The following is a 9,964-nucleotide window of genomic DNA, read 5'->3' as shown; positions in this document are numbered from 1 at the left end:
CATTATACCAAAGGATTGTATTTATGCCTTTTTTATTGGCTGAAATATTGGATTTTCAAGGTTCAGCACACCTTATTGGTGTGGGAAGTTTGAGTAAAGAAAATAATAAGCACTGACTCCCATGTTGGAACCGATACCGATAATAAACTGAAGCAGTGCCACCGGATAGATATTCTTATTGGTCTTCAAAAGTGCGGCCACATCTTTGATCGTGGTATGCTGGCTCTGTACATCATCCACCACATATTTTTCCGGGATGAAGAAAAATCTTAAAATACCGATCAGCGCCAGCGGAATTGCCAGACACATCACCAGATGGCTCCATCCTGATGGGCTGCCGATGATTTTGGCATAAAACATCGGGAAAGTCACATTGAACACGATCACTGCAAGTGTGGTAATGATCCCGCCCCAGGAATTGATTTTTACATATTTCTGTTCATTGTTAAATGCACGTACCATATAAGGAACTCCTGATGCATTCATAAATGTCCTGAATACTGACTGGCATAAAGCATAGCAGACGAAGATCCAGATACATTTTACGGTCGTGCTCATCCCCTCCGGCACTGAAAAAAGCAGATATGTGGTAAACCACAGGCCGAGGATACACAGATCATACGGACGTCCGCGTCCAAGCTTCGTATTGGTCTTATCTACGATATAACCGGCACATATATCTGTGATACCATCAAAAATCTTGCTTACCATCAGCAGGGTGCCCACCAATGCTGCACTCATTCCCAGTGCATTGGTACAATAAAGTGTCAGAAATGTCAGCAATACTACGTTGATTGCCGACGATGCGCCGTTTCCGGACCACAACAGCATAGGGATGATTCCTATCTTGTCGGGATTTTTTGTTTTTTGTCTGTTTCCCATGATAACTCTCCTTTTTTATGTTTGTTTCTATTTAACTTAATCCCGATTTTAATAGAAGAATCCGAAATCTACCATCATAGATTTCGGATTCTTTATATCAATTCCATATACTTTTACTCTTTTTATTCCACGCCTTTCGTCTCATCGGCCACATACTCAAAGAAATCAAAGTCCGCATAATGCTGATGCTTTACCCGGTCCGCACAGGTCAGTCCCACCATAGTCCCCGTGAACTCCCCATACTTACAGTATTCATCGGAAAATTTCGTGGTATCGAAGATCCGCCCGATCTTCTGATATTCTTTACCGTCATAGCTCCACTCAAACCAGGACTGTCTCCCCTGAATCTGTAATCTCAGATAGACCGGCACATCCTCCACCGGGATTCTGGTATTTAAGAACTCTGTCTTCTCCCCGTTTTCCAGATGAATGATCGAAAGTGCACTCTGTCCCAGCGTCTCGCTGTAATATTTCCGAAGGTTGATATAGTTCATGTTATCATAATACAGAATCAGGCCCGCACTGTGCTGATGTACCTCAGGAGTAAACTCCATTTTCGTTGTCACCTGTGCATACACACTGGTCAGTCTCCTTGCCAGGATGCTGACCTTATTCAGAGAGGTCCTGGACTCCTGTCCCCGGATCCTGACATAGCCCGGCCTTGCCTTCACATCTGCGAAGGACTGCGGCATGATCCTGGGCGCATAATACCAGATTCCCAGTTCTCCGGAATCGAAGTCGTCAAAATCAGGAATCTGCGGCACCGGACATTCCGGCAGATCCGCCTCGGGTACTTCCAGTTTTGCCAGATTGCTGCCATCCGCCATCCGAAGCCAGTGATCTTCTGTCCACATCATCCTCTGGATGGCCGTCTCACGTCCAAGTGTACAGCGCAGCTCCGGTGCAAACGGACGGGCTGTCAGATGGACGAGATAGACCTCCCCATTCTGCGTCTCCACATAGCTTCCGTGCCCGGATTTCTGCAAAACAGATTCCGGGTTATAATATTTCGGCTTTAAGTGGTCGGGATCGTGGCGTTCGTAAGACTCTCCCGGGACAGAGGTCACGATCGGATTCATCGGGTCCTTTTCATACGGCCCCCATACCTGTTTCGACCGCCCCATCGTAACACAGTGGTTATATCCGGTACCGCCTTCCGCACACATGATGTAATAATATTCTCCCCGTTTCGTCAAATGCGGCGCCTCAATACAGCCTCTGTCCGTGCCGCCGTTCCAGATCCGTTTCGGGTATCCGATGATGCTCTTCTTCTCCGGTGAATACTCCACCATGCAGATGGCACCAGGCTTCTCATAGCCCTCTCTCGTCTCCCATTCCAGAGACACGACCCATTTCCTGCCGTCATCGTCATGGAACATGGAAGCGTCAAATCCGGAAGAATGCAGGTATACCGGCTTGCTCCACGGACCTTTAAGATCCTTTGCCGTAACAACAAAGTTGTCCACATCAAAATATCTGGCGTTCATCGAATTCATGACACCGTACACGACATAAAATAAATCCTCCTGCTCACAATAAGTCAGGCACGGCGCCCAGATTCCCTTTGCAGAAGGCAGTTTTTTTAAGTCTACCTCCACATCATTGGTCAGCACATGTGTGTACAACTCCCAGTTTTTCAAGTCTTTGGAATGATAAACCGGAATTCCGGGGAACCACTCAAAAGTGGATACTGCCAGATAATAGTCGTCCCCTTTCCTGCAGATACACGGGTCAGGGTTAAAACCAGGTAAAATAGGATTTCTTATCATCGTTATTTCCTCCTATGCATTCATTTCTTTGTTGTCCTCAAACCAGCCGTGTGCCACGCATTTTCCAAGATCCCAGGCGTCCCAGCCGATCCAGCCCTTTTCATTTACCGTATCAAGAAGCAGCTTGTAATTCCAGTAGAAATATCCGCTGCCCTTCTGCCACGCCCGAAGCTGTGCCTCTGCCACCGCCTGATAGATCTCCCTTTTCTCTTCCTCACTGTAAGTCTCTGCCTCAGCACCCTCGATGCCGTTTAATACAGACTGCCCGCCCTTTGTATCACATCCGCAGGCCTGGGAATTGAAAAGACACCATTCTCCGCAGATCACCGGGAAGTACTTTTGCATCTCTTCCACTGCTTTCTCATACTTCTCACGGATATACGCCACATAAGCATCTTTATTCTGGGCACATCCGTCACGCTCTGCCATCATAAGGTACTGATGGGTATCCAGGACTACATTTACAAACTCCTCTTCCCGCATGAAGTCCTTCCATGCAAAAAGGTCGAATCCGTCATGGAATACGATCACCTTCTCTTTCGGAAGATATTTCCTCATTCTGCGGTACGCCTCCACATAAAATGTTTTCAGGAAATCCAGCTCCACCGGCGCGCTGCCTGCTGCCATATCAGGATCTACTGCCTTGTAACGCTCCATGACATCAAATACATCCCAGGCAGCCTTCGTCAATGGTTCATTCACGATCTCGATTCCCCACAGGCTTCTGGTTTTTGCATACCGCTGTGCCAATCTCTCCAGCACATCCAGTGTAAATGCCACACTCTCCTCCTGCTGCGCCCATTTGCACACCCCGGAAAGCCCTCCGTTATCAAATCCATTCTGGCTGCCCGGCACCGTATGCAGGTCGATCAGCACCTGTAAGCCATACTTTCCGGCCCAGTTCATCGCTTTGTCCAGCTCCCTGATACAGCCGATGAATGGCTCACAGTCCCCAAAGATAAAGTAAGGAACCGGGATCCTCACCGCATTCATCCCATAGGATTTAATGACTGCAAAATCTCTTTCCGTAATATACTCGCTGCGGTGCACCCTGATCCGCGCCTCATAGACCTCTTTTGTTAGCTGCCTCGGAAGATAGTACTCATCCTCCGCCGTGGTTCCTTCGAATAAAGCCGGACTCATCCATTTTTCCAGAACAAGCCAGTTTCCCAGATTTACACCTTTTATATACATAATCTGCATCCTCTCTTCTCAAATCACACTTTTACAAATCGCACGATCTCCTACGCCTCTGCCCTCTTCTTTAAGTCTTCGATGATTCCGTCGAATTCTTTGTCCAGCTTATATCCCTGCAGCAGTAAGATGATCACAACATAGATCACTATCGGGATAATTGCAAATGCCAGCTTTACAGAGAAAACTGCTCCTGCTGACTGAACGGCTGCAGAGTCCACATAGCCGCCCATGGAGATGATCCCTCCCAGGATCGCAGATCCAAGTCCGTTTCCAATCTTATATCCAAAACTGCATGCACTGTTTACAAGCCCCTCGGTACGGTTTCCTGTCTTCCACTCTCCGTAGTCAATGGTATCGGAAACCATTGCCCACATCGTTGCACCCATACATGCGGATGCCACACCGCGAAGTACACTGCAGGCGATAATCAGTCCATAATGATCTGTCAGAAGCATCAGGCCAAATCCCAGGATATTCAGTACGCACCCAACGATCATGACATTTCGTTTCCCCATTTTTTTCACAAAAAACGCTACGATAAACATCGTCACGATCTGAGAAATATACACTGCATTTCCGATCGGTGCCACCAGGTTCTTGTCACCCAGTACGGCCTTTGCGAAGTAAACCGTTGCCCCTCCATATAAAGCCATGGAAACAAAAATCAGAGCCAGCATGATCGTTACAAGAATCCAGTATTTATTTTTGAGCAGTGAAACAAAGCCCTCTTTGACCGGAACGTTTTTCACTTCCCCATCTTTCACCGCCGGCTTTACGCGTTCCTTGCAGCCTGCAAAATTGATAAGGAACAAGATCACTGCGATCAGTCCGAATACGCCGAAGGTCTTACTCCATGCCGCTGCATTGTCACCGAAAAATTCTACAAACTTTAAGGTATATGTATTAATAAAAAGTGAGCCTGCCGTTGCAAGCAGATTACGGAATACGCTCAGCACACTTCTTTCATATGGATCCTGTGTCATCAATGCGTTCAATGAAGAGTACGGTACATTGATCGCTGTGTAGATTACCGTAGACACCAGGTTATATGTAATGAACACATACACCAGTTTTGCGTTGGAAGCCCAGCTTGCCGGTACCGAAAACAGCAGCACTCCAGCCAGCGCAAACGGGATACACATCCTGAGGATCCATGGCCTGGCCTTTCCAAATTTAGAATGGGTCCGGTCCACGATATTTCCCATAATCAGATCGCTGATTCCGTCAAAAATTCGGGAAACCAGCATAATGATCCCGACTGCCCCTGCATTTACGCCCGCATAATCTGTATAGTATAGAAGCAGAAAACCGGTCATTGCCGTATATATAATATTGCAGCCTGCATCCCCGCATCCAAATGCAAAACGTTCAAAAATAGATAATCCCTTTTTCTTTGCCTGTTCCATTAGAACAATCCTCCTTAATCCTCTCATCTGTTCATCACCCGGCATTTAAGCCTGTCTAAACGGTTACCGGAAGGAATCTAGTGTACTAATCTGTTTTGATTCCTTTGATGGTTTTATTTTAGCAATTTTCTTACTAAAGTATAAGGATTTAAACAAACGAAAAAATAGGTCGATACTAACTTTTCAGTATCGACCTGCAATCTCAATTAAATCTTTCTTCTTCGAAAATCTCTGCTCCAACTGATTACTCGCACCAATGGCGCGAGTTTTTCCTAATAATCGTTTCTTATTGTTTCCGTGCTTCCCTCGGTGTACACCCATACACCTCTTTGAACATTCTGCGGAATACCTTATCATTATAAAACCCGTGTTTCTCCTGAATATCCTTGACCGGCATATTCGTATTCAGCAGATCCACATATATTTTCTCCAGACGTACCATATTCAGATACTCTAAAAATGTCATTCCCATATTGTTCTTGAAAAAGCGGGAAAAGTAGATCTCATTCAGCCCTACCAGACCCGCAATCTCTGGAATTGATATTGGTTCCCGATAGTGTTCCTCCACATATTCAATGATCCTCTGGATCCGTTCCAGGTTCTTCTCATTCTTCTTCCGCTCATTCCTGTCCACTTTATAAGAGAATGAATGGATCAGGATATAGATGATCTCAAAGATCAGGCTGTAGCACCGAAAGACATACCCCTCCACCTGAAATTGGTAATTGATCCAGAGATCCTGCAGCGTACTGCGGATATTCGCAAGCTTTGTCTGCACCTTCGGATCTTTTGACTCCAGATCCACCGCAAAAGAATATTCCCGGATATCCGGCATGAACTTCTCTAGAAATGAGATCGGAATCTGTAACAGGATCGCCGTATTCCCGTTCATACATCTGGTTGAGTGAATGCTCATCGGATTAATGACAACGAAATCATTAACCTTAAGCTGGGTCGTCTTATTATTTACCTGAATCTCCAGATCCCCATGTGTCAGATAGATGATCTCGATCCAGTCATGGAAATGCTTGTTGATGACTGTCTGCCCCGGATCGATGAAAAAGTCCAGGTGCAGGTCTAACATCTCATTCTTATCTATAAATTCGTGGTGGTATTGTTCCATAAGTACTTGCTCACCCCTTTACAATGCATTCATCCTTTCACCAGTTTATCACAACTTTTCACTTCTATAAAGAACAGCCTTCATGGTATAATAAATTAACCTGATGAAAAAATAACTTTTCTTCGGATATATGTGTTATTCTGGATCCAAAGTCTCATCTTGGCAGATTATGAAGAAATACTTCTTCACAGTTTTCAGATAGGATAGGATCAGCTGATCGTGGAAAAACTATTTATTATTGGAGGAGATAATATGACCAGAGAAGAGATTCTCGCCGGCGAATCCAGGGATGTGGAATTCAAGGTACAAAGACCGGCAAAAAGCATAGTATATATGAAATCCGTTGTCGCTTTTGCTAATGGAAAAGGCGGACGCATCGTCTTTGGAATTGACGATGACACCAGAAAGATTGTCGGTATCCCTGAAGAAAGCATTTTTCGTGAGATGGATGCCATCACGAATGCGATTTCAGATAGCTGTGAGCCGGTTATCGTTCCTGATATCTATCCGCAGACTATTGATGAGAAAACCATCATTATTGTTGAAATCAGTGCTGGAAAACAAAAGCCATACTACATTAAGCAGAACGGTATCACCGACGGCGTTTATATGCATGTGTCCGGAACATCCAGGAAAGCTGACCGCGCTATGACACAGGAAATGTACTATGAATCAGAAGGCCGCTCCTATGACACAGTAATCCGCAAAGACCTGACTGTATCTAATGAAGAAATTAATGCTCTCTGCACAGAGATGAAGAAGGTAGCTCTTTCAAAATGTAAAAACAATGCGCAGCGAGAGACAGTAAAAGATGTGACCCAAAATGTTTTGTTGAATTGGGGGATTCTGGCAGAAGATGAGAACGGTTTGATTCATCCGACCAATGCCTATATCTTCCTTACAGGGCAGGATGCTTTCCTGTCCAAAATCCAGTGTGGTATGTTCAAAGGGACAACCCGTTCTGTTTTTATAGACAAACGCGAATATGAAGGACCATTATGGCAACAGGCCGAAGAAGCCTTTCAATTTGTGCTCCGAAACATCCACCTTGGTGCTAAAATAGAAGGGCTTTACCGCCAGGATATTTACGAGCTGCCGCCGGACAGTATTCGAGAGCTTATCATCAATGCCGTGATGAACTGCAGCTTTCTGCAGTCGTCGCACATTCAAGTTGCCATCTATGATGACCGACTGGAAATCACCTCGCCGGGTGGTTTGATGCCGGGGGTGACTATTGACCGGATGAAAGAAGGCTACTCCCAAATTAGAAACCGTGCACTGGCCCATGCATTTTCTTATATGAAATTGATTGAAGGCTGGGGTACCGGAATTCCAAGACTACTTCGGGAAATGAAGGATTATGGTCTTCCTGAACCTGAATTCATTGATATGGAGATTGCACTGCGGATAAACCTGTATAGGGCACAGGCCTGCACCATAACTAGCTCAGAAACTGGTACTGATGCTAAAACCAGCGAAGAAACTAACGTAGAAACTGGCGTCGACATCAAAACTGGCGAAGAAACTAACGCAGAAACTGACGTCGGCATTGAAACTGGCGAAGAAACTGACGTAGAAACTGACGTCGGCATTAAAACTAGCGAAGAAACTAATGCAGAAACTGAAAGTGAAAAAGATACAAAAGACAAAATCTTAGCTGAAATAAAATGCGATCCCGTTATTACACAAAAGCAGTTGGCTGAAAAAATAGGATTGTCATATAGCGGCATCCGATATGCCATGAGACAATTACAGGATGAAGGAATACTAAAAAGAACTGGTTCTACCAAGAAAGGCCAGTGGACAATCAAGGAAAGTTGAGACAGCGGCAATCAAAAGCACATAGATTGTCCCATCGCCTTCATGGCATAATCTAAGTAAATATAATTGTAACTGTTCATGGTTCTGAACAGTTACATATAATTAAAGGTGATTAACTGTAACCCGGTTAGTCGCTTTTATTTTGTCCAGTTAAGTGTTATATTTCCTGAACTGTATTACCACTGCCATTTCCCCTGAAAACATGGTATAATGCTCGCACTTAGCGAGGCGTTGCCGAGCTTAGTAAGACACATACCCAAATCCTTAGCGAGGTGTTTTACGATGATTGTGTCAGTACACTTGTATTTGTGGTACAATGATAAAATAAAACAGACATTATGTTTTCTGAGAAAAAGGAGGAGAGACATGAGATTTAATCCCAGCAGCACCTTTTTATTCGTACTGGCAGGCATCATCATTCTTTTTGTCATCTGTCAGTCACTATTTTTTCTGGTTCGGGCGTACAGAAGAGGGAAAGCCCTTGGTATGGATATGGTGAAGATCCGTCAGACCATCATTTCCACCGCGGTCTTCACCTTTGCACCGGCCGTATCTATTTTACTTGGAGTCATCACACTTTCAAAGTTCCTCGGGCTTCCGCTGCCCTGGCTCCGCCTCAGCGTAATCGGTGCCATTACATATGAGCTTCCGGCCGCTACTACCACCGCCAATGCCTTACACGTCGTACTGTCAGAGACAGTCACAGACCCTAAGGTATATACTGCCATTGCCTGGGTCATGACGCTTGGCATTTTCCCCGGTCTCATCTGGGTTCCCTTGTTTATCCGTAAAATTCAGGGCGGCCTTATGAAGATCAAGGACAAAGACAGCAAATGGGGGGACATTATGATGACGGCGCTGTTCCTTGGGATGATCTCCGCCTTTCTGGGAATGGTTTTTGCAGATATCCGCTCAGGCTTAAAGGGCTGGATCCCGATTTTTATTCTGCTGTTTTCCGCGCTTTTGATGGGGATCTGCGGACTGCTGATCAAAAAATGCAATCTAAAATGGCTGGAAAACTATGCACTGCCCATCAGTATGCTCGGAGCCATGGTATTTGCCATATTCATTACACCATTGATAGGAGGCTGATCTTATGAAATTACAGAATTATTCTTACGAAGACAGAACGCATCTTTTCGGACGTATCTGGATCCTGACCGCATTAGTTTTGATCTTCTCATTTCCCATTGCAGCTTGTATCTATTATGATGCGTGGCCTGGCTTCACCCCTGTTTTGAAAGGTCTCCTGGGGGTTGCGCCTATCTTCTGGACTGTGGGACTGATCGAAGTACTCACCTTCGTCCCAATGCTGGGAACAGCGGGTTCCTACCTGGCTTTTGTAACAGGCAACCTGACGAATTTAAAGGTGCCTGCCGCCCTGACTGCCATGGAAAATATGAACGTAAAACCCGGCTCAGAAGAGGGTGAGGTCGTCTCTACCATAGCGATCGCCACTTCTTCTATCGTAACAACAGTGATTATCGCCATTGGGGTCGCCTTGTTAGTTCCTCTGACGCCGATCCTGAACTCACCGGTTTTAAAACCGGCCTTTGACAACATTCTTCCTTCTCTTTTTGGAGGACTTGCGGTTGTCTATGTAAGCAAGAACTGGAAAATCTCCATCGCCCCATTGGTTTTTATGGTGCTTCTTTTCCTGATCGCTCCTTCCCTTTCCAGCTCCGTAGGTGTTCTGGTTCCGGTTGGCGCACTGATCGCGATCGGCGGGGCAAGGATCCTATACAAAAAAGGAAAATTATAGCTTA

Annotated in this window: 8 protein-coding genes; 3 read left to right on the top strand and 5 right to left on the bottom strand. The window is 45.4% G+C overall.

Going from position 1 to position 9,964, the window contains the following annotated elements; translation table 11 throughout:
* Nucleotides 1-72 precede the first annotated feature (72 nt).
* The 5 genes from AC4OGX_RS05340 to AC4OGX_RS05320 form a co-directional block, all read right to left on the bottom strand.
* A complete protein-coding gene (locus AC4OGX_RS05340; RefSeq protein WP_493328934.1) occupies nt 73-882 on the bottom strand; it encodes an MFS transporter in 810 nt (269 codons plus the stop codon).
* 122 nt (nt 883-1,004) lie between these two features.
* Nucleotides 1,005-2,651 (bottom strand): glycoside hydrolase family 43 protein, encoded by a 1,647-nt coding sequence (locus AC4OGX_RS05335; protein WP_493328932.1) that lies wholly within the window; start codon nt 2,649-2,651, stop codon nt 1,005-1,007.
* 12 nt (nt 2,652-2,663) lie between these two features.
* Nucleotides 2,664-3,845 carry a glycoside hydrolase family 5 protein gene (locus AC4OGX_RS05330; RefSeq protein ID WP_493328930.1) on the bottom strand — a complete coding sequence of 394 codons (1,182 nt, stop codon included), beginning with the start codon at nt 3,843-3,845 and terminating at the stop codon, nt 2,664-2,666.
* Between the two features lie 50 nt (nt 3,846-3,895).
* Nucleotides 3,896-5,254 (bottom strand): MFS transporter, encoded by a 1,359-nt coding sequence (locus AC4OGX_RS05325; protein ID WP_493328928.1) that lies wholly within the window; start codon nt 5,252-5,254, stop codon nt 3,896-3,898.
* 286 nt (nt 5,255-5,540) lie between these two features.
* Entirely contained in the window at nt 5,541-6,377 is an 837-nt protein-coding gene (locus AC4OGX_RS05320) for an AraC family transcriptional regulator (protein ID WP_493328926.1), read from the bottom strand.
* A 252-nt stretch (nt 6,378-6,629) separates the two neighbouring features.
* Here AC4OGX_RS05320 and AC4OGX_RS05315 point away from each other — a divergent pair, with 252 nt between their 5' ends.
* From AC4OGX_RS05315 to AC4OGX_RS05305, 3 genes are all read left to right on the top strand, one after another.
* Nucleotides 6,630-8,198, top strand: a complete 1,569-nt coding sequence (locus tag AC4OGX_RS05315; RefSeq protein WP_493328924.1) for an ATP-binding protein — start codon at nt 6,630-6,632, stop codon at nt 8,196-8,198.
* A gap of 366 nt (nt 8,199-8,564) precedes the next feature.
* Entirely contained in the window at nt 8,565-9,290 is a 726-nt protein-coding gene (locus AC4OGX_RS05310) for a DUF5058 family protein (protein WP_493328922.1), read from the top strand.
* A 4-nt stretch (nt 9,291-9,294) separates the two neighbouring features.
* Nucleotides 9,295-9,960, top strand: a complete 666-nt coding sequence (locus AC4OGX_RS05305; protein ID WP_493328921.1) for a hypothetical protein — start codon at nt 9,295-9,297, stop codon at nt 9,958-9,960.
* The last annotated feature ends 4 nt before the right edge of the window (nt 9,961-9,964 follow it).

The sequence above is a fragment of the Faecalicatena sp. genome, assembly GCF_058819085.1.
The sequence above is the reverse complement of the archived record's forward strand: the minus strand, read 5'-3'. Positions and strand labels throughout refer to the sequence as shown.

What these genes read in the sequence shown, in the direction of transcription:
- AC4OGX_RS05325 (WP_493328928.1), bottom strand. Translation starts at nt 5,254, where the DNA reads ATGGAACAGGCAAAGAAAAAGGGATTATCTATTTTTGAACGTTTTGCA.
- AC4OGX_RS05330 (WP_493328930.1), bottom strand. Translation starts at nt 3,845, where the DNA reads ATGTATATAAAAGGTGTAAATCTGGGAAACTGGCTTGTTCTGGAAAAA.
- AC4OGX_RS05340 (WP_493328934.1), bottom strand. Translation starts at nt 882, where the DNA reads ATGGGAAACAGACAAAAAACAAAAAATCCCGACAAGATAGGAATCATC.
- AC4OGX_RS05310 (WP_493328922.1), top strand. Translation starts at nt 8,565, where the DNA reads ATGAGATTTAATCCCAGCAGCACCTTTTTATTCGTACTGGCAGGCATC.
- AC4OGX_RS05335 (WP_493328932.1), bottom strand. Translation starts at nt 2,651, where the DNA reads ATGATAAGAAATCCTATTTTACCTGGTTTTAACCCTGACCCGTGTATC.
- AC4OGX_RS05320 (WP_493328926.1), bottom strand. Translation starts at nt 6,377, where the DNA reads ATGGAACAATACCACCACGAATTTATAGATAAGAATGAGATGTTAGAC.
- AC4OGX_RS05305 (WP_493328921.1), top strand. Translation starts at nt 9,295, where the DNA reads ATGAAATTACAGAATTATTCTTACGAAGACAGAACGCATCTTTTCGGA.
- AC4OGX_RS05315 (WP_493328924.1), top strand. Translation starts at nt 6,630, where the DNA reads ATGACCAGAGAAGAGATTCTCGCCGGCGAATCCAGGGATGTGGAATTC.